The organism is Devosia sp. BK (assembly GCF_032907385.1).
GTDB lineage: Bacteria > Pseudomonadota > Alphaproteobacteria > Rhizobiales > Devosiaceae > Devosia.
Genome location: NZ_JAIMBX010000001.1, coordinates 1,689,368 through 1,709,074, shown reverse-complemented (window position 1 = coordinate 1,709,074; position 19,707 = coordinate 1,689,368). Strand labels below are relative to the sequence as shown.

Here is a 19,707-nt window from a genome sequence, read left to right as displayed (position 1 = left end):
GGATAAAGTCCCGATCCGGCCAACGCAACCGGCTTGCGTCCCGCCGCGACATTCTGTCGGCACATTTCATGCATCTTATCGCGCTTTAGGACATTCCTGCATCACATCGAGCCAGAAAGGACGCCCCATGTTAGACGCCCGTATCGCCCTCGCCCTTGTTGCATCCATCGGCCTTGCTGCCCCAGCTTTTGCGCAACAGACCGGCAAGACCCTCGACGATCTTGATGCCACGCGCATCAACCCAAACCAGATCACCATTGATTTCGACTATGATGGCAGCGCCTGCGAACAGGTCGGCCCCGCCGAAATCGGCGACCTCGTCGATGGCACGCTCGCCGTGACCTTCCCGACGATCTCGACCGCCGAAGTCTGCACCCAGCAGATCCAGGAAATCGAAGTCGAACAGACCATCCAGGCCGAAAACATCATCTCGCGCATCGACGTCACCCTGACCGCCCCCGATGGCTCCGTCATCGCCACCGGCACGACAGACGTCGACCACGACTGATCTCCTCTTGCGCCTACAACCGGCCGTCATCCCGGCCTTGAGCCGGGATCCATCTTGGGATCTCAGGATGGGCCCCGGCCTCCGCCGGGGTGACATCGTCAATCCTCCCGGCACCATAGCAAGGCGACAAATGCCCCGTCTTGCCTCCGTCAAACTCTCCCGCTAAAAGGCGCGACCTTTCCCACGCAAATGCAGGATCTTCTCCGCCATGGCGATTGAACGCACCTTCTCCATCATCAAGCCCGATGCCGTCCGTCGTAACCTCATCGGCAAGATCGTGACCAAGTTCGAAGAAGCCGGTCTCCGCCCGATCGCGTTCAAGAAGATCCACATGACGCGCGCTCAGGCCGAAGGCTTCTACGCTGTCCATAAGGAACGCCCCTTCTTCGGCGAACTCGTCGAGCAGATGATCGCTTCGCCAGTCGTCGTTCAGGTCCTCGAAGGCGAAGGCGCTATTCTCAAGAACCGCGAAATCATGGGCGCAACCAACCCAGCCAACGCCGCTGAAGGCACCATCCGCAAGGAATTCGCCCTCTCCGTAGGCGAAAACTCGGTCCACGGCTCCGACGCCCCAGAAACCGCTGCCGAAGAAATCAAGTACTTCTTCAAGGACGAAGAGCTGGTAGGCTAAAGCCCAGCGGCTTTCTATTCCTCTCCCTCTCGGGGAGAGGTGGCCCGGCGCAGCCGGGTCGGTGAGGGGGCCTTGCCGCCAAGCCATGCGATCGGCCGGTGCCCCTCATGCACCGGCTAGCCTTGCGCTTCCGAGGCCCAATCTCTAAAAGCCCATTATCGAGGCCGTCTCGCGAGGCGGCCTTTTCCTATTCCGTGATGCGATCCACCTCGCGCCACGGTTCCGCTCCCGCCAAAGCGGGAACCCAAAAATTGTCAGCCGTTTCGAACGGGAATGTTCCACTTGCACTTGAGGAACGACCGCTCTTTGGCTGCTTGTCTTGAAAGCCAAAGATGGCCCTGCCTGAAACGATTTTCGCCCCGATCGCCGCCACCCTTGCGGCCAAGGGCTATGAAAACCTCACCCCCGTCCAGTCCGCCGTCATCGAAGACGAAGCCGAAGGCCGCGATCTCCTGGTTTCCGCCCAGACCGGCTCGGGCAAAACCGTTGCCTTCGGCATGGCGATCGCGCCGACCCTTCTCGATGGCGCCGAAGTCCTCCCGCGCGCTGAACTGCCCCTTGGCCTCGTCATCGCGCCGACGCGCGAACTGGCCATGCAGGTGCAGCGCGAGCTCGAATGGCTCTATGCCCAGATGGGCGCCCGCATCGTCTCCTGCGTCGGCGGCATGGATGCTCGCACCGAGCGCCGCGCGCTTCAGCATGGCGCCCATATCGTCGTCGGCACGCCCGGCCGCCTCCGCGATCACATCACCCGCGGCGCGCTCGACATGTCCTCGCTCCGCGCCGTCGTTCTCGACGAAGCCGACGAAATGCTTGACCTCGGCTTCCGCGAAGACCTCGAATTCATTCTCGCCGCAGCTCCCGAAGAACGCCGCACGCTCCTCTTCTCGGCCACGGTCGCCAAGCCCATTGCCAAGCTCGCTGAAACCTTCCAGCGCAATGCTCTGCGGATCACCGCCACCTCGTCTGGCGAGCAGCACGCCGATATCGACTATAAGCTCATGGTCGTGCCGGCCGACGAACGCGAAAACGCCGTCATCAACACGCTCCTTTGGTATGAAAGCACCAACACCATCGTCTTCGCTTCGACCCGCGAAGCGGTAAAGCACCTCTCGGCTCGCCTCCACAATCGTGGCTTCGATGTTGTGACCCTCTCGGGCGAACTGACCCAGGCCGAGCGCACCAATGCGCTCCAGGCCATGCGCGATGGCCGCGCCCGCATTTGCGTTGCGACCGACGTTGCCGCGCGCGGCATCGATCTCCCTAATCTCGATCTCGTCATCCATGCCGAACTGCCGATGAATGCCGAAACCCTGTTGCACCGTTCGGGCCGCACCGGCCGGGCAGGGCGCCAGGGCACCTGCGTCGTCATCTCGCCAGCCCATCGCAAGCGGGTCGCGCAGTCGATCCTCCGCACCGCGAAAATCGAGGCCGAACTCACCGCGCCCCCGACCGCCGAGTCCATCGATGCGCGCTATCGCGAGTCGATCCTGACCAACACGCTCCTCAGTGACCCGATCACCGAAGACGAGCAGGTCAGCGTTACCGGATTGTTAACGAAATGGGCGCCGGAAGCCCTGGCTGCAGCCTATCTTCGCATGCAGTTGGCCGCCCGTCCGATCCCCGAAGACGTCTCATCTATCCCCGTCACCGATTTCGACAAGCGCGAGCCGCGCACGCGCGAATCTTTCGCCGGCGGTAGCTGGTTCAAGGTCACGGTCGGCCGCAAGCAGCGCGCCGAGCCACGTTGGCTCCTGCCCATGATCTGCAAGGCCGGTGGCGTCACCAAGTCGGCCGTGGGCTCGATCCGTATCTTCGATACCGAAACCATTTTCGAAGTCGCCGCCGATAAGGTCGATAGCTTCATCAAGAGCGTCGGCAAGAACGGCACCGGCGAAAAGGGTGTCTATATCTCGGCGGTCGATGGCCCCGGCGAACGTTCGGAACGCCCGCAATCCAAGCGCCGCCCGCCCGGCCCACCGGTTGCCTACGATCCCGCCGCTCCCCGCCCGGAAAAAGCCGACCGCAAGCAGCGTTACGGCTCGTCCAACCTCCGCGCCGACGATTTTGCCCCGGCCACGGAAAGCGCCCCAAAGCCGCGCAAGCCCAAGGAAGCCAAGCCCTTCGACAAGAACAAGGGCAAGCCAAAGTGGTCCAAGCCCACGCTTGAAGGCGACGCCCAGCCGCCCAAGCGCCCCAAGGTCAAGGACCACAAAAAGATCCGCGCTCAGGACTGATCCTCAAGTCCATCGCCAATTTATCCCCGCCTCCGGGCGGGGATTTATTCTTGGGTCAAAAACGCCTATGCGGCTTCAACCGGTCTTGGTGCCCCAAGCCGGGACAAATTGCCGAAAGCCATGATCGCGGCACCCAGCAGCGATACGATTGCCCCCACCATCAGCGCGAAGCGATAGTCCCCGCCGGTTGTGAGAAGGCCAAATGCCGTGGCGCCGAGCAGATTGGCTGCGATGGCCACGACATCCATCAGCGACGTCGATAGCCCGACCCGGCCTTTGATCGCGTCTTGGACATAGGCGATATTGACGCTCATCAGCGCCGCGGTGCCAAGGCCATTGAGGATCAGCAGCCAATAGAGCGCTGAAATCTCGGTCAAAATACTGACCATACAGATAAACACCGCCATCACCACGCCCGCCAAAGCGAGCAGCGTTTCCTTGGTCAGCTTGGTCGTGAGATAGGCCAGCAGCAACATGCACGGCGCCTCGACCGCCGCGGTTATCCCGGCATAAAACCCGACATCGCCCACCGATCCGCCGAGATCGCTGACGATGAAAAGTGCAATCGTAAACGTCAGAATGCGCATGGCCGCCGTCATCACGATCAGCCCGACAAGGCCGGCAAGCGTTCCAAACGGCAGAGCAAAGGTCGAGAGCAGTGATGCACCCTCGGCGCGCTTCGGCGCATTGATCTGCACTGCTGTCGCCTCATTGGTCATCAGCGCCGCAAAGATCAGCGCAATCGCCCCGTAGCTCAGTGACGAGGCGAGATAGACGTAGAAAATGCTGAACTGGCCGGCGACCCAACCGGCCACTGGCGGCACCACGATCCAGGCCAGCGTGAACACCGTCCGCAGCGCCGTGACCATAAAGTCCGCCCGCTTCGGATCGCGCGTCACGTAGAAGACGCGGATATAGCCAAAGCACTGCCCATAACAGGCGCCCGCCAGAGGCATGATCAGGCCCATGGCAACGGCAAAGCTCCACTGCGCTGGAAACGCGTAGATCAGGCCATGCGCCAAGACGCCTGCCGCCGCGGTGATCAAAACCAGCAGTCGCCGATCGCGCAATTTGTCGGAGAGAAAGCCGAGCCCGAGCGAAACAAAAGTCCCGATCACTGCGCCAAGGCTCATGATTGAGGCGAACCAGCCCGGCGTCAGCCCCAGCGTGTCGACGCCAACCAGCGACGCATAGGGCATGGTCGCGGCATAGGTCACGCCTGAAAAGAACATGTTTAATCCAAGCAATGCCGTCACCGGCACATGCGAAGTCCCCGCCATCTCATCCTCCCCCGAGAAGGGAAAGACGTAACGTGGCTAGCCGAAAACGTCCATTAAATCGTTTTCATGAGGCCCATCACACATTTTCGGGTTGCGTGACATCCTCTGCGATCGTCTCGGCAATCGCCGCGATCTCCGCACTATGCTTTTCGGTAGCCGGCTCGATACTGTCCATCCAGCTACCGAACCGCTTCAGCAGCGGCACGAAGGCGTCCACCTCCGCTTTCTCCCAGCTCCCAAGAAAATCGCCCATAATCAGATACTTATAGGCCCGCACCGCATCGACCACCGCCTTGCCCTTCGGCGTCAGTTCGATAATCGTCCGCCGTGCATCTGCCTGGCTCACGGCCCGACGCGCAAAACCCTCGTCCACCATATCGCCGACCAGCCGGCTCGCCCGCGACGGATCGATATTGAGCCGTTCGGCCACGGTCGCGACCATCGTCTCGCCCGAAGCCTCGCCATCGAACTCGGAGGAGGGGCCGTCGATGGCAAACAGCACATCGAGCTGCGCCAGGTCGATCCCGATCCTCAGATCCGCGAGTGCCCGATTGCCAAGCTCCCGCTTCATCGCGCGCCGCCGCCATTTCTGCATCAATGCGTCGATATCCATAACCGCCTCCGCGGTGTCATGGGCAATGCCGGCCTTTAGCAGCAGGGCGTTCAATTCGGTCTTGGCGCTGAGAGGCATGGCAGCTTCCATAAAATCGCATGCTTAAGACAATTACATGCTATTGACATGTAATTGTTTGAGGCACATGTGTGCTCTCAGATATCGTTTCGCAAGGGCCGGCTCAATCCCGGACCCGCTTGTTTTAAGGATTGCCTCAATGCCGGACCCCAATCAACCGGACGATGCGATGCAGGACCCATCGACCAAGCTGGTCATCGGGGCCGTCGCCGTCACTCTTCTCCTCGCCTCGCTTGGCCAGACCATCGTTTCGACCGCTCTGCCCTCCATCGTCGGCCAGCTCGGTGGCCTCGATCACCTCACCTGGGTGGTCATCGCCTATCTCCTGAGTTCAACCGTCGTTGCCCCCATCTACGGCAAGTTGGGCGATCTCTTCGGCCGCAAGATCGTGTTGCAGGCCGCCATCGTCATCTTCCTGATCGGCGCCGTGCTCTCGGCCATGGCGACCTCCATGACCTTCCTGATCGCTGCCCGCGCCATTCAGGGTCTCGGCGGCGGTGGCCTCATGGTCGTCGCCATGACTGTCGTGGCGGACATCATTCCCCCGCGTCAGCGCGGCAAGGTCCAGGGCCTTTTCGGCGCCGTCTTCGGCGTCGCCACGGTCGTCGGCCCGCTGCTCGGCGGCTTTATCGTCGAACACCTCTCCTGGCAGTGGATTTTCCTCATCAACTTGCCGGTCGGGGTACTTGCGCTCGCCGTCATCGCCGTGGCTCTCAAGCCCCGCGCTGAACGCGTCAAGCATTCGATCGACTATGCCGGCTTTGTCCTGCTCTCGGGCGGCCTCACCGCCTTCGTGCTCGCCACCTCGCTCGGCGGTAATACCTTTGGCTGGTTCTCGCTCCAGATCATCGGCCTCGTTGTCGGCGCTCTGGTCTTCCTCGGTGCCTTCGTCAGGGTTGAAAGCCGCGCCGCCGAACCGGTCCTGCCGCTCGATCTTTTCCGCAACAACACCTTCGCGGTCACGAGCGCCGTCGGCTTCCTCGTCGGCATGGCCATGTTCGGCTCGATCACCTTCCTGCCCATGTATCTCCAGCTCGCCAAGGGCGTCTCGCCGACCGATTCCGCCCTGCAGCTCGTGCCCATGATGATCGGCCTCATCGGCGCCTCGACGGCCTCGGGCTTCATCATGACCCGCACGGGCCGCTATAAGATGCTGCCGCTGGCCTCGACTTTCGTTCTGGTGATCGGCCTCCTTGCCCTCGCCAATATGCAGCTCGATACGCCCTCGGTGCAGATCGCGGCCTATATGTTCCTCGTCGGCGCCGGCATTGGCCCCGTCAACAGCGTCAGCGTTACGGCAACCCAGAACGCGGTTTCCCGCGACATCGTCGGTGCCGCCACAGCGGGTGTCACACTCTTCCGGCAGATCGGCGGTTCGATCGGTGTGTCGGTCTTCGGCGCCATCTTCTCGAGCGGCCTTGCCGCGCGCCTCGGCGATGTCATGCCCGAAGGTAGCGGCACAAGCTTCAGCGCCAATGCCGTTGCGGCCCTCCCGCCGGAAGTTCGTGAGCGTGTGCTCGAAGCCTTCGCCAGCGCGCTGCATCCGGTGTTCTACACCGCTGCGGGTGCCGCCATCCTCGCCTTCGCGCTCGCTTGGCTCCTCAAAGAACGGCCTCTCGCCAACACACTTCGTCAGGAGCCCGCCGCCGAAATCGAAGCGGAGGAAGCCGCAACCGCCGCCATGGTGGGCGCCCCGGCTCTGGCTGCCCGCTAAACGGCGGAAAATTGGTCCGCGAGGCCAATAATTGCAGATATCTGAAAGGCTTAGGACGGCATGCGGATTCAACTCTGCATGCCGTTGAATCAGTGCTGGAGCCGCTTCTTCAAATAGACGAGGTGGCGCTTTAGCAACACTCGCTGCCGGCCATTGCGGCGCAGCCGCTCCTTGCGGATTTGTGAATGGTCAAATCACTTTATCCCTGTACTCTTCACGATATCACTCGCCGAAATAGCGTCGCCGGCCCCGGACATCTGGAGAAACAAGCGTGCCCTTGCGTTGGCAGGAAGTGGCTTTGCCACTGTTCGTGATTACCGTGCTCATTGCTCTGAAATACCTGCCGCTCACAGCGCATCTACCGCTGTCGCGCGCCGCTGGTGTTGTGGCCTTCGGCTATGCTGCGTTTCTCGCGCTCCGTCTGGTGCAGCCTGAAGATGGCATTACCATTGAGGGCGGCTGGGCCGAACTCCGTCCCTCGCTCGTCGAGTACTTTGCCTGCTACGGCGCCGCCGCGCTCGCCGCCGTTCTGCTTTTCGCCGTGATCTTCATGAGCAGCGCTGCCGACACGACCCAGCTCATCGCCACCTATATCGCCGTCCTTCTCCTCGGTGCAGGCGCCGCCGGCATCGGCATGGTTGGCCTCTTTACCAACACCCGCTGGGACAACCGTCAGGTCACCCATCGTACCGCCATGGGTCGCGAAACCAGCCTCGACTGGTCCGAGGTCCGTTCGGTCCGCCCCAACTGGCGCGGCATCACCATCACCGGCACCACGGGCCGCATTACCTTCTCACAATTCCATGGCGGCGCCTCCCAGCTCGCCAAGCACGCCGCCACCCGTGCCATGCGCAACGCCGAAACCGCCACCAAGGCTTTCGCGGCCTGAGCCATCAACGGTTCCCGCCGCCTGCTAGCGGACTGATCAATCTGGACCGTTGAAGTGTGAGGACATTTTGTCCTCCTCTCCTTCTATACCACCCACCGCGCTTTCCCTCGGGCTTGACCCGACGGCCTGTGCTAGAGCCACAAGCGCCTAGGCTTGTGCGAGCGACCCTCGGGTCAGGCCCGAGGGAAGCCAGGTGGGTTGGCCAGATGCGTGCCAAGTACCTAGCCAAGAGATGCTAGGTGGGGGCGCCATCACGCTCACAAATCACACCCATAACCACAATGCGATTGTCGAGGCGCGCGGCCTCTAATACCTTGGCCCCATGAACGCCCAGATCCCCCAGCGCACCATCCGCTCCGTTTGCCCGCATGACTGTCCCTCGGTCTGCGCCCTCGATGTCGACATCCTCGCCGATGGCACAATCGGCCGCGTCCGCGGCGTCAAGGACGATCCCTACACCGCCGGTGTCATCTGCGAAAAGGTCGCCCGCTATGCCGAGCGCATCCATCACCCCGAGCGTCTGACCCATCCCATGCGCCGCATCGGCCCCAAGGGGGCAGGGCAGTGGCAGCGCATTTCCTGGGATGAAGCCCTCGACGAAATTGCCGCCCGCTTCCTCGAGATCGAAGCGCAGCATGGCCCCGAAGCCATCTGGCCCTATTTTTATGCCGGCACCATGGGCCACGTGCATCGCGACGGCATCGAGCGCCTCCGCGCCGTGCGCGGCTATTCGCACCAATACGACACCATCTGCACCGGCCTCGCCTGGCCCGGTTATATCGCTGGCACCGGCCTTCTTGGCGGGGTAAATCCCGAGCAGATGGCTGAGAGCGACTGCGTCGTCATCTGGGGCACCAATGCGGTGCATACCCAGGTCAACGTCATGACCCACGCCATGCGCGCCCGCAAAACCCGCGCGGCAAAAATCGTGGTCGTCGATATCTATCGCAATGCCACCATGGAACAGGCCGATCTCGGCATCGTCCTTCGCCCCGGCACCGATGGCGCCCTCGCTGTCGCGACGATGCACGTCCTCTTGCGCGATGGCCTCGCCGACCGCGCCTATATGGCCGAGTTCACCGATTTCTCGCCCGAATTCGAAGCCCATCTCGCGACCCGCACGCCCGAATGGGCCGCCGAGATCACCGGCCTCACCGTCGCCGAAATCGAGGAATTTGCCCACCTCATCGGCAAAACGCCAAAAACCTTCTTCCGACTTGGCTATGGCTTCTCCCGCCAGACCAATGGCGCCACGGCCATGCACGCGGCGCTGTCGCTCCCCGCCATGCTCGGCTCTTGGCAGCATCGCGGCGGCGGCGCGTTCCATTCCAATTCCGGCACCTGGAATCTCGACAAATCGCGCCTTGAAGGCACGCACCTGCAAAAGGGCACGCCCCGCGTCCTCGACATGTCCGAGATTGGCCCGATCCTCACGGGCAATGCCGCCGCGCTCCAGAATGGTGCGCCGGTCCATGCCATTATCGTGCAAAACACCAATCCCGCCTGCGTCGCTCCCGATCAGGCTTTGGTGCGCCAGGGTCTGATGCGCGACGATCTCTTCCTCGTCGTCCACGAGCAGTTCATGACCGAAACGGCAGAACTGGCCGATATCGTCCTGCCCGCCACCATGTTCCTCGAACACAACGATTATTACACCCGCGGCGGCCACACTCGCATTCTCTACGGCCCCGCAGTCGTCGAGGCGCCCGGCGAGGCGCGCTCCAACCACGAGGTCATCAACGCCCTGGCTCTCCGCCTCGGCAATACCGACCCGACCTTCACAACCACCGATCGCGAAGTCGTCGCGGATACCTTTGCCCGCTCAGGTCTGCCGACGCTCGAAGAAGTCGAAAAAACCGGTTTCATCGACAAGGAGCGCCCCGACGACGTCGCTCGCTTTGCCAAGGGCTTTGGCTGGGCCGATGGCCGCTATCGGTTCAAGCCCGATTGGGATGAAGTCGCGCGCCGGAAAGGTTATCGCTGGGTCTGCGATCCATCGATCATGCCCCGCTTCGCCGATCATTGGGACATTACCGAAAAGACCGATGCCGAGCATCCGTTCAAGCTCGCGACTAGCCCGGCCCGTGCCTTCCTCAATTCGTCCTTCAACCAGACCGCCGGCAGCCTCAAGCGCGAGGGTGAGCCGTCCGTCTTTATGCATCCTGAAGACGCCGCCCGCCTGACGATATCCGATGGCGATGCCGTCACCGTCGGCAATCACCGCGGCGAAGTTCAGCTGACAGCGCGCATTTTCCCGGGCCTCCCCACCGGCACCCTCATCGCCGAAGGCCTCCACCGCAATAAGGCCCATCGCGGGGGGCAGGGTATCAACATGCTCACCTCCGCCCAACCCGCCCCCCCATTCGGCGGCGTACCGTTCCACGACGCAGCGGTCTGGATCAGGAATTCGGCGCTAAGTCAGGCATAAGCCCGCCAGAAGAAATAGCCCGTCATCGCGATCCCATAGATGATCACGCCGACGCGGATCCACTGCGTCGGAATATGTCGCGCCAACCGCGCCGCGACATAGCCACCGATCGTCACGCCAACCAGCGCGATCGACCCGTGATACCAGTCGATCGTGCCGTTGAAGATGAACCGTACCACGGCCACCAGCGCGATGGTCGAGGAGATGAAGAGCTTCAGCCCGTTCATCGCATGCATGTCGCTCATCCCGGCCAGCGCTAGGAATGCCAGGAGTAGAATGCCGAGCCCGGCATTGAAGAACCCGCCATAGACCGACACCCCGGCGAGCAGCACGAGGATCAGCACCGCCCCCAGCGCCCTCATGCCCGTCCGTCCGCCACCGTGCGACCGCAGCGCCCCGTTGATCCGATTGCCGAAGATGAACAGCGCCACGGCAAAAGCCATCAGCCAGGGCACGACCAGCGAAAACTGCGCGTCCGAAACCACCAGCAGTAGTTCCGCACCGACAAAGCCGAACACAGCCGCGATGATCCCATAGATCAGCAACCGGTCCTTGTAGGGCGCCACCGATTTCCAATAGCCCGCCGCGCCGCTGACATAGCCGGGCAGGGCCGCATAGGTATTCGACGCATTGGCGAGCACGGGCGGCACCCCTGCAAACAGCAGTGCCGGAAAAACGATGAACGAGCCCCCGCCGGCCAGCGAATTGACGGTGCCACCCAAAAGGCCGGCGATGAACAGCAGAAGTTCGGTCATGAGAATTCCGCGAAGGGGAAACACATGTTCCTAGACCGAACGCCGACATTCGCCCAACGCAATTGTCTGATCCGCTCTATCACGGCTAGTGATCCGCGCGTCTTGACTTCCGCATCGCCAAGGCGCATTGACGCCTCCGGTTGCTGGCGCCCGCCGCTCGCGGACATTTGTCCATGGTGAAGCCCAGCCTGAGAAGACCTGACGATCCCTTCGGTTCCTCCGAGGCGCATCATGGCAAAGCGAGCCCCCATGGACCAGTCGCCTCCTCAAGGAGATGACCCGATGGCTTTTTCACTCGATACCCCATCCGCCCAAACTCTGAAATCCGAGGCCAAGAACCTGCGTGAAGAGCGTGCTCGGGCCAATCAGCCGATCACCCATGGCGCAGCCCTCGAAGAGATTGCCCGCGCCCATGGCTTTCGCGATTGGAACACCGCCCGCGCCAGCCTGCCCGATCGCGTCGCCGTCCCCTTCCAGGTCGGCATGCGCGTCAAAGGCTACTATCTCGAGCAGCCGTTCCGCGGCCTTCTCATCGGCCTCCAACTCTCGAGCGACATGCAGCATCATAAGGTGACCATCCAGTTCGATGAGCCGGTCAATGTCACGCCGCACTTCATGTTCGCCGCCACCCGGCAGCGCGTCACCGCCACGGTCGATATCCACGGCATCTCGCCAGCCCTTCGCGGTAATCGTGCGCCCCAAATGCGCCTGATGCGGGAATAGTATTCTGTGCTGGCCTGGTGCGGCGGGTGATCCTCTCCCCGCCACCCATTGCTCACCATCGTAAAACACCGATATACCTATCGCATCCAGAAACAGGACGGTGCCTTATGACCACCCAGACCAATCCGATCGAAGCATTCTCCCTGCCCACGCCGAACGGGCAGAAGGTCCACATCATGCTCGAAGAGCTGGGCGTGCCGTGGAACTATCATCGCATCGATATCGGCAAGGGTGAGCAGTTCACGCCCGAATTCCTCGCCATTTCGCCCAATAATAAGATCCCCGCCATCATCGATCCCGAAGGCCCGGGCGGCGAACCGATCTCGATCTTTGAATCCGGCGCGATCCTGAAATATCTCGGCCTGAAATTCGGCCAGTTCTACCCGACCGACACTCGCGCTCAGGTCAAGGTCGACGAGTGGCTCTTTTGGCAGGTCGGAGGCTTTGGCCCGATGCTCGGCCAGAACAATCACTTCTCGGTCTATGCCCCCGAAAAAATCCCCTACGCCATCAAGCGCTATAGCGACGAGACCCACCGTCTCTTCGGCGTCCTCAACAAGCAGCTCGAAGGCCAGGATTATATCGCCGGTGATTATTCCATCGCCGATATCGCTTCCATCGGCTGGGCCCAGTCGTGGGAGCGCTATGGAATTACGCGCGACGAATTCCCCAATGCGCTCGCCTGGATCGACCGCGTCGGTGGTCGTCCTGCTGTCCAGAGCGGCCTCAACTGGGGCAAGGACGTCCAGGGCAAAAGCCTCGCTGATGACAAGGAAGCGCAAAAGATCCTCTTCAACCAGCGCGCCCGCTGAACACTCGGGAAGGCCATCGGCCTTCCCAACTCCCCAGTTGTGATGAGGCGCCTTACTGCGCTTCCGCCGCCGCCCGCGCATCGAGCTCCCCCTGCGGCACCCGCACCCAATCCTCGCCCCGGCAGATCACGTTATAAAGCACGCAGCCATTGAGGCGCAGCGCATCGGGCCCGAGCAGTTCGACATAACCCGAATAGGTCTTTCCATCCTGCGGGTTATAGACCTCGCCATCGAACACTGTCGGCCGCTCGCCCGACCACAGCGTCAGCATGTGTAGTCCCAGCATCGGCCGATTGCGCAGGGCAGGGTCCTCATTGCGCTCGTCAAAAAACTGCTCAGGGCTCATTGCGGCCGCGGCCTCCGCTTCCTCGGCACTCAAGATATCCTCGGGCACCACGATCTTGGTAAGATAGCCGCAAAATCCAAGCTCACAGGGCGCAATGGTGATCTCTGACTGCAGTTGAGCGCGCCAAACACCCTCTATCGGCGACAAGGGTATTTCCTGCGACGCGGCCGCTCCGACCGACAGCCCGGTGAGAATCGCACTCAGCCGAAGAATGGCCGTGACCCGTCCATGCATCATCATGCCCCGTCCCACCTTTTCGATTCGACTATGAAGGCAAAGCTAGACCCCGCCGCGCTTCTCGCCAATCGCCATGGACAGAAACCCTGCCATCCCAGCCTTTCGCCGGCACCGGTCCAAAAACCGCTTGCCATCCCCCCCGCCGCTCGCTAGACCCAACCCCGCCGGAGAGGTGGCCGAGTGGTCGAAGGCACACCCCTGCTAAGGGTGCAGATCGGGAACGGTCTCGAGGGTTCGAATCCCTTCCTCTCCGCCACTTTCCCTCATTTGCCAAATTGCCTAGCAGCGCATGCAGCTCGTCGACGCCCTGTTTGGCGAAAGCTTTGGTTCACCAGTTCGATAGCTGTGATCTGTGGGTTTAACCTAAGTAACTCCACGATGTTCAGCATGTGAGAGAGTGCCTGATCTGGAGGCCTCTAATGTTTCGCATGCTTGTTGCAGCTCTGCTGTTTTCGCTTTCGTCTGCCGCCATGGCAGCCGCCTGGACCGCCGACCGGGTAAGAGGCGAGGTTTTGGTCGAGGCAGATGGCAGTTGGCAGCCGGTGACGAGGGGCCTCGAGATCGGTGATGGCTCAAGTCTCAAGACCGGCGCCAATGCGCGTGTGGACTTCAGCCGGGGCAACGATCATTTTTCGCTTGGGTCTAACACGGTCGTCCAAATCCGCGATGCCGGCCCTGATCTGATGACCTCCGTCATCCAGGCCGCAGGCGTCGTCTCTGTCGATGTCGAGCGGCGCAACGTGCAGCACTTTTCGGTACAAACGCCCTTTCTCGCCGCCGTCGTCAAAGGCACCAAATTCACCGTCACCTCCGATGGTAGCGGATCTTTTGTCGATGTCGATCGAGGGGTCGTCCAGGTGCAGGACAGCTCAAATGATCTCGTGGCCGACGTCAGGCCGGGACAGGAAGCTGCCGTCACTGCCGAAGCTCCGCTTCAGGTCGAAGGCATGGGTGCGGCCGCGGTCTACACCTCGGACGGCGTCCTCGTCAGCAGCAGCGGAAACAGGGGAACAAAACCGGCCACTGATGCCTCGGCAGATGGAAGCGGCCAGCCTCCTGTTACCAAGCAATCCGGCGAAAATGGCAATAACGGCCGCGGCAATGGGCCTGGAACCGGCAATGACGGCAATGGCAATGGCAATGGTAAGGGAAATAACGGCGGCGACGGGTCGGGAAATTCGGGGAAAGGCAATGGCGGGGGTAACGGCAATGGCAACAACGGCAACGGAAATGGCGAGGGCGGCAATAACGGCAATAACGGCAACGGAAATGGTAACAACGGGAACAATGGAAACGGGAATGGCAACGGCAACAAAGGCAGCGACGACGGCGTAAACAACGGTACCAGCAACGGGAACAACGGAAATAACGGCAACGGAAACGGCAACAACGGAAATAACGGCAACGGAAGCCAGGAAAATAGCGGCAAGGGCGACAACAACGGCAAAAGCGGCGAGGGGGGCGGCAATGGCAATAACGGTAACAATGGCAACGGAAACGGGAACGGCAACGGAAACGGCAATGGCAATGGCAAGAACAATTAGTCCGCTGCGTTCAGCCGACTAAAGGAGCGGCCATGCCGAAGGCGGTGCGTATCGTCGTTACGATCTGCCTGTTGTCGTTTCTTGCAGCGACGGCAACCCTTGGCATTTGGGCGCCCGCCGACGCCAAATTGTGGGATATCCGATTTGCTGCCGCCGATCGTGCACCGAGCGGAGACATTGTCTTCGTCGATATCGATGCCGCAAGTCTTGCTGAAATCGGCACCTGGCCGTGGCCGCGGTCGCTGCACGCTGGGTTGCTCGATCGCTTGCTGGCCATGGGTGCCTATGAGATAGCGTTCGATATCGACTTCAGCACCCGCTCCGACCCGTCGGAAGACGCGGTCTTCGCGAAAAGCCTCGAAGCGGCCGGCGGATACGCTTATCTCGCCGCATTTCGCCAACGGGCCGCATCCGGCGATGAAATTTGGAGCCGCCCCCTTCCGGAGTTCGCAGCCCACGCGGAAGAAGCCCTCGTCAATATCGACGGGCTTAAAGCGGGCCTGATCTGGTCGCTACCGGGCAAGGATGCCGATACCGGCATTAAATCCATCCCTGTCCAGTTCAGCCCTGGCCAACCGATCCCGCCGACCCTGCGCATGGATTACGCCATTGATCTTGGTCAGATCGTGCGCGTGCCCGCCGTCTCCGTGCTCGATGGAACAGTTGATCCCGCACTTCTCGAAAATAAGCAGGTTGTTGTTGGGACAAGTGCCATAGAGCTGCATGACCTGATCATGGTGCCGCGTTTCGGCGTTGTCCCGGGTGCAATTGTCCAGATTGCTGCGGCCGAAACACTCAAGCTCAACCGCGCTCTCACTGAGGTCGGTACATGGCCGGCTTTGATATGGGGCGCGCTTTTCCTCCTCGGAAGCGCACTTCTTCCAAGGCGCCGCTTGGGCCTCGCAATCGCTGTCGCTTTGACCGCGATGATGGTCTTTGAAGCCGCCGCCTTCGTTGCTTATGCGCTAGCAGCGCTCCAATTCGACACCGTTGGTTTCCATGCGCTGGCTTGCGGAGCACTCGTGGTTCAACTTGTCGAGGACCGCATCCTCCGCCGCCGCCAATTGCGCGAACAACATAAAAGGCTGGTCTTCCTCGCAACCCATGATGATGACACCGGAGCCTTATCGGAGCGCGCCTGGTGCGATGCACTTGATGCGAGTAACGAATCTGAGACAGCGGGTGCTCTTCTCCTCCGCGTTGAACAGGCTGAGAGCGCCGGCGCCAGCCTTGGTTTTCATGTTGCCGATCAAGTGATCCGGCAGTTTCATGACCGACTCGCCTTAGCTGTCGCAGGTCCAGTCGCCCGCATCGAAAGTCAGGTTTTCGCCATCGGATTAGACACTGGCTTGAGCGACACCGCCCTCGTGAGGCTGATCGAAAAACTGGAACTGCCCTACGATGTCGAAGGGCATCGGATCGAGCTGAAATTGCTTTGGGGACGGAGCGCTCCGGGCGCCGGAAAATCCTCTGAGGTCCTGTTGCAGGAAGCTCGGACGGCTCTCGCCATGGCGCGCCGAAAGCGTCTCACCGGATGTGTCTACGCGCCCGATTTCGAAGCGCAATTTGAACGGCGCCGTCAGATCGATATTGCGCTGCGCACCGCGGTGGAGAGGGGCGAACTCAATCTGGTCTTCCAGCGGCAGGTTGATGGCAAAACCAGGCAAACCCTTGGTGTCGAAGCGCTTGTGCGTTGGCACTCGGCGGCGCTGGGCCCAGTTTCGCCAGCCGAATTCATTCCTCTCGCTGAGGAAAACGGTACCATCATCCAGCTCGGCAACTGGGTGGCTCACGAAGCGTGCCGACGCGCCGTCGAGAGCGGCTGGATGGGACGGCTATCGATTAACGTAGCGCCCGTGCAGTTTGCTGGGGCCGATGTTTTCGCCATGGTTCAATCGGCGCTGCAGAAAAGTGGATTTCCTGCAGATCGCCTGGATGTCGAGATCACGGAAAGCCTCGTCGCCGATGGCCATTTGTCCATCGTCGAGACACTGCGGCATCTTCGCGAATTGGGCGTGTCCATCGCGATCGACGATTTCGGCACCGGTCACTCGTCGCTCAGTTATCTCGCGACGCTGCCGGTGGACAAGCTCAAGATCGACCAATCCTTCGTCCGTCAAATGGAAACACGCAAGGGTAGCCAGGTGATCAAATCGATCGCGGCCCTGGGCGCTTCGCTTGGCCTCCAAACGATCGTTGAGGGCGTGGAAACCGAGGAGGAACTGGCCCTCCTCGCAGCAATCGACTGCGACATCGTGCAAGGCTTTCTGTTCGGCAAGCCCGGCGATTTACCCACAGACCTTGAGTGCGGCTCGCAAGCCGCCTGACCCTACGGCGGGTACTCGCCATCACTGACGTCTGCATTGGCGGGCAACGCAGACGTCCCCTTTTGAGCCGCCCCTAGGGCAGCGTATAGGCCAGAACATAGTCGCCCGCTTTCGTGCCGATCGACCCGTGCCCGCCGGCCACGATCACAACATACTGCTTCCCATCGACGGTATAAGTCATCGGGGTCGATTGGCCGCCGGCGGGCAAGCGGGCTTCCCAAAGTTGCTGACCGGTCGTCAGATCATAAGCGCGGAAGAAGTCGTCGACCGCTGCTCCGAGGAACGCAACGCCGCCTTTGGTGATGATCGGACCACCGATCCCGGGGACGCCCACCTTGAATGGCAAGGGCAGGGGCGTCATGTCGCGCACTGTTCCGTTGCGATGCTTATAGGCGATTTCGCCGGTCCGCAGATCGGCACCGGCCACAAAGCCCCAGCCTGGAGCCTGGCATGGAACGCCAAGTGGGCTGAGGAACGGGCCCATGAAGACACCATAGGGCGCGCCCTCATTGCGGTTCAGGCCTTGCTCGCTCGCCTTTTCGTCCTCGCCCTTGGGCGGGATTTCGTCAGCGGGCACGAGGCGCGAGGTGAAGGCCAGATAGGTCGGCATCCCGAACATCACTTGCCGTTCCGGATCGACCGCAACCGAACCCCAATTGAACGTCCCGAAATTGCCCGGATAGACGATCGTGCCCTCGAGCGATGGCGGCGTGTAACGGCCCTCGTAGCGATGCTGATGCAGCGAGATGCGGCACATCAGCTGATCGAACATGGTGATGCCCCACATGTCCTTCTCCTGCAGCGATGCAGGCTTGAAGCTGAGGGCAGATGTGGGTTGGGTCGGCGAGGCGAAATCGCCCTCGATCGTTCCCTGCGGCGCTGGCTCCTCGGTGATCGGCAGGATCGGCGTGCCGGTCTGCCGGTTCAGCACATAAATATCGCCCTGCTTCGTTGGTCCCACGAGCGCCGGCACGGTCTGGCCATCGGCTCCTGTCAGGTCGAGCAGTACCGGCTGCGCCGGCACGTCCATGTCCCAGAGATCGTGGTGCACAAACTGCTGAACCCAACGGTCTTGGCCCGTCCCGACATCGAGAGCCACGATCGACGACGAGTATTTCTCGACGCTTTCGCTGCGCCCGATGCCAATCTGATCGGGCACCTGGTTGCCAAGCGGCACATAGACGAGACCTAGGGCAGGATCGACCGAAAACACCGACCAGCTATTGGGCGAGTTCGTCGTATAGGTCTCGCCATCGGCAATATCGATCGGCGCCGTCTGCGTTGGGTTACCCGAGTCCCAATTCCAGACCAGCGCGCCCGTGAGCGCATCGAAGGCACGGATGACGCCCGATTGCGACTGGGTCGAGTAGTTGTCGTTGACGGCGCCGCCGATGATCAGCTTCCCGTCGACAGCAACCGGCGGGGACGTGGAATAGTAATATCCAGCCGGCGAATACTTCATGCCGGCTTCGAGCCGCAGCGTGCCGCCATCTGCAAATGTCGTACACACCTGCCCATTTGCCGCATCGAGCGCAATAAGCCGCGCATCGGCAGTCGGCAGATAGACGCGTGCCGCACAGGCAGCATCGGGCGCCGCAGCAGGGTCGGCCCAATAGGTCACCCCGCGGCATGTCTGGTGCTGCCGGTCCGGATTAAGCCCGGAATTTGCATCGAACCGCCACTTCTCCGTGCCCGTCTGAGCATCAAGCGCGATCGCAAGATTATGCGGCGTACAAATATAGAGCGTGTCGCCGATTTTGATTGGGGTGACCTGATATGTGGTCTCGCCCACATCCTGCGGCAGCTTAACGTCGCCCGTCTGATAGGTCCATGCTGGCACGAGACCCGCGACATTTTGGGTCGTGATCTGGTCGAGCGGCGAATAGCGCTGACCATAATTGGTGCGCCCATATTGCTGCCAATCGCCGTCTTCGAAATCGCCGCCGAGATTGGGGTTGGCGGCCACCTGTTCGGTGTTGAGTGTGCCCGAGATATCCTGCGGATCCTGCGTCATCGAATAGACAGCGACGACAACGGCGAGCACAATGCTCACCGCAAGGATCAGTGACGCGCCGCGCCGTCCGCCCTCGAGCCGCTTCCGTATCCAGGGCATCCACAGCCAGATGCCGAGCACCACGATGATGCCGCCTCGCGCGCCCAACTGCCACCAGTCGAACCCGACTTCCCAGATTGCCCAGATGATCGACCCCACGAGGATGGCCGAATAGAACCAAAGCGCCTCGGCCTTGCGGCGGGAGAGGAGATATCCAGTGATCAGAAAGCCGATGCCGGTGATCAGATAATACCAACTGCCGCCCAGGACGACGAGCCATCCGCCCAGTCCCCCCAGCGCTAACCCCATAAGGGCAAGAAGGAGGGCCGTGAGGAAGATGAGCATAGTGGTGTCTCCGGAATACATCCGCGCGCCAGCGAATGACTTCGCCGTTATCTCGGGCAGAACCTTCCCGCAACGTGCGGCAATGGTCAAGGTTGCGCGCGAAATCAGACCTCCGACCTATCTGCCAATTCCCCCGCTCAGCGCATGGCAAAGTTGAGCATGAGGGGGGGAACTCCGTCGCAGCAAG

At 61.5% G+C, this 19,707-nt stretch carries 15 protein-coding genes and 1 tRNA gene; 11 read left to right on the top strand and 5 right to left on the bottom strand.

All coding sequences use genetic code 11. From position 1 onward, the window contains the following. Positions 1-127: 127 nt before the first annotated feature. From DevBK_RS08385 to DevBK_RS08375, 3 genes are all read left to right on the top strand, one after another. Positions 128-508 (top strand): hypothetical protein, encoded by a 381-nt coding sequence (locus DevBK_RS08385; RefSeq protein WP_061907139.1) that lies wholly within the window; start codon positions 128-130, stop codon positions 506-508. Between the two features lie 208 nt (positions 509-716). Then, complete coding sequence (ndk, locus tag DevBK_RS08380) at positions 717-1,139, top strand: nucleoside-diphosphate kinase (RefSeq protein ID WP_061907138.1); 423 nt, start codon at positions 717-719, stop codon at positions 1,137-1,139. Between the two features lie 332 nt (positions 1,140-1,471). Then, entirely contained in the window at positions 1,472-3,376 is a 1,905-nt protein-coding gene (locus DevBK_RS08375; protein ID WP_317185111.1) for a DEAD/DEAH box helicase, read from the top strand. Between the two features lie 65 nt (positions 3,377-3,441). Here DevBK_RS08375 and DevBK_RS08370 read toward each other — a convergent pair whose 3' ends face one another. Next, positions 3,442-4,656, bottom strand: coding sequence for an MFS transporter (locus DevBK_RS08370; RefSeq protein ID WP_317185110.1), 1,215 nt, complete (start codon positions 4,654-4,656; stop codon positions 3,442-3,444). 76 nt (positions 4,657-4,732) lie between these two features. Continuing rightward, positions 4,733-5,347 (bottom strand): MarR family winged helix-turn-helix transcriptional regulator, encoded by a 615-nt coding sequence (locus DevBK_RS08365; protein ID WP_317185109.1) that lies wholly within the window; start codon positions 5,345-5,347, stop codon positions 4,733-4,735. Positions 5,348-5,486: 139 nt separating this feature from the next. Here DevBK_RS08365 and DevBK_RS08360 point away from each other — a divergent pair, with 139 nt between their 5' ends. The 3 genes from DevBK_RS08360 to DevBK_RS08350 all read left to right on the top strand — a co-directional run bounded on the left by DevBK_RS08360 (position 5,487) and on the right by DevBK_RS08350 (position 10,378). Beyond that, positions 5,487-7,061: an MDR family MFS transporter gene (locus tag DevBK_RS08360; protein WP_317185108.1), complete on the top strand. Its 1,575-nt coding sequence runs from the start codon at positions 5,487-5,489 to the stop codon at positions 7,059-7,061. A gap of 271 nt (positions 7,062-7,332) precedes the next feature. Further along, positions 7,333-7,950 (top strand): hypothetical protein, encoded by a 618-nt coding sequence (locus tag DevBK_RS08355; RefSeq protein ID WP_317185107.1) that lies wholly within the window; start codon positions 7,333-7,335, stop codon positions 7,948-7,950. 322 nt (positions 7,951-8,272) lie between these two features. Further along, on the top strand, positions 8,273-10,378 hold the full coding sequence (locus DevBK_RS08350) for a molybdopterin-dependent oxidoreductase (protein ID WP_317185106.1): 2,106 nt from the start codon (positions 8,273-8,275) through the stop codon (positions 10,376-10,378). Here DevBK_RS08350 and DevBK_RS08345 read toward each other — a convergent pair. After that, positions 10,369-11,133: a sulfite exporter TauE/SafE family protein gene (locus DevBK_RS08345; protein ID WP_317185105.1), complete on the bottom strand. Its 765-nt coding sequence runs from the start codon at positions 11,131-11,133 to the stop codon at positions 10,369-10,371. The genes DevBK_RS08350 and DevBK_RS08345 overlap by 10 nt on opposite strands. A 282-nt stretch (positions 11,134-11,415) precedes the next feature. Here DevBK_RS08345 and DevBK_RS08340 point away from each other — a divergent pair, with 282 nt between their 5' ends. Both DevBK_RS08340 and DevBK_RS08335 read left to right on the top strand, forming a co-directional pair. Then, positions 11,416-11,856 (top strand): glyoxalase superfamily protein, encoded by a 441-nt coding sequence (locus DevBK_RS08340; protein ID WP_317185104.1) that lies wholly within the window; start codon positions 11,416-11,418, stop codon positions 11,854-11,856. 107 nt (positions 11,857-11,963) lie between these two features. Next, entirely contained in the window at positions 11,964-12,668 is a 705-nt protein-coding gene (locus tag DevBK_RS08335) for a glutathione S-transferase family protein (protein ID WP_061907129.1), read from the top strand. A gap of 52 nt (positions 12,669-12,720) precedes the next feature. Here DevBK_RS08335 and DevBK_RS08330 read toward each other — a convergent pair whose 3' ends face one another. Continuing rightward, complete coding sequence (locus tag DevBK_RS08330; RefSeq protein ID WP_061907128.1) at positions 12,721-13,254, bottom strand: DUF2147 domain-containing protein; 534 nt, start codon at positions 13,252-13,254, stop codon at positions 12,721-12,723. 163 nt (positions 13,255-13,417) lie between these two features. On the opposite strand from DevBK_RS08330, the gene DevBK_RS08325 reads away from it, so the two are divergent. The 3 genes from DevBK_RS08325 to DevBK_RS08315 all read left to right on the top strand — a co-directional run bounded on the left by DevBK_RS08325 (position 13,418) and on the right by DevBK_RS08315 (position 17,122). Beyond that, a tRNA-Ser gene (locus DevBK_RS08325) sits at positions 13,418-13,507 on the top strand. A 256-nt stretch (positions 13,508-13,763) separates the two neighbouring features. Continuing rightward, on the top strand, positions 13,764-14,795 hold the full coding sequence (locus DevBK_RS08320) for a FecR family protein (RefSeq protein ID WP_317185103.1): 1,032 nt from the start codon (positions 13,764-13,766) through the stop codon (positions 14,793-14,795). Between the two features lie 32 nt (positions 14,796-14,827). Beyond that, positions 14,828-17,122 (top strand): EAL domain-containing protein, encoded by a 2,295-nt coding sequence (locus DevBK_RS08315; RefSeq protein ID WP_317185102.1) that lies wholly within the window; start codon positions 14,828-14,830, stop codon positions 17,120-17,122. 73 nt (positions 17,123-17,195) lie between these two features. Here the strand turns inward: DevBK_RS08315 and DevBK_RS08310 are convergent, their stop codons facing one another. Beyond that, positions 17,196-19,520, bottom strand: a complete 2,325-nt coding sequence (locus tag DevBK_RS08310; protein WP_317185101.1) for a glucose/quinate/shikimate family membrane-bound PQQ-dependent dehydrogenase — start codon at positions 19,518-19,520, stop codon at positions 17,196-17,198. Positions 19,521-19,707: the final 187 nt, after the last annotated feature.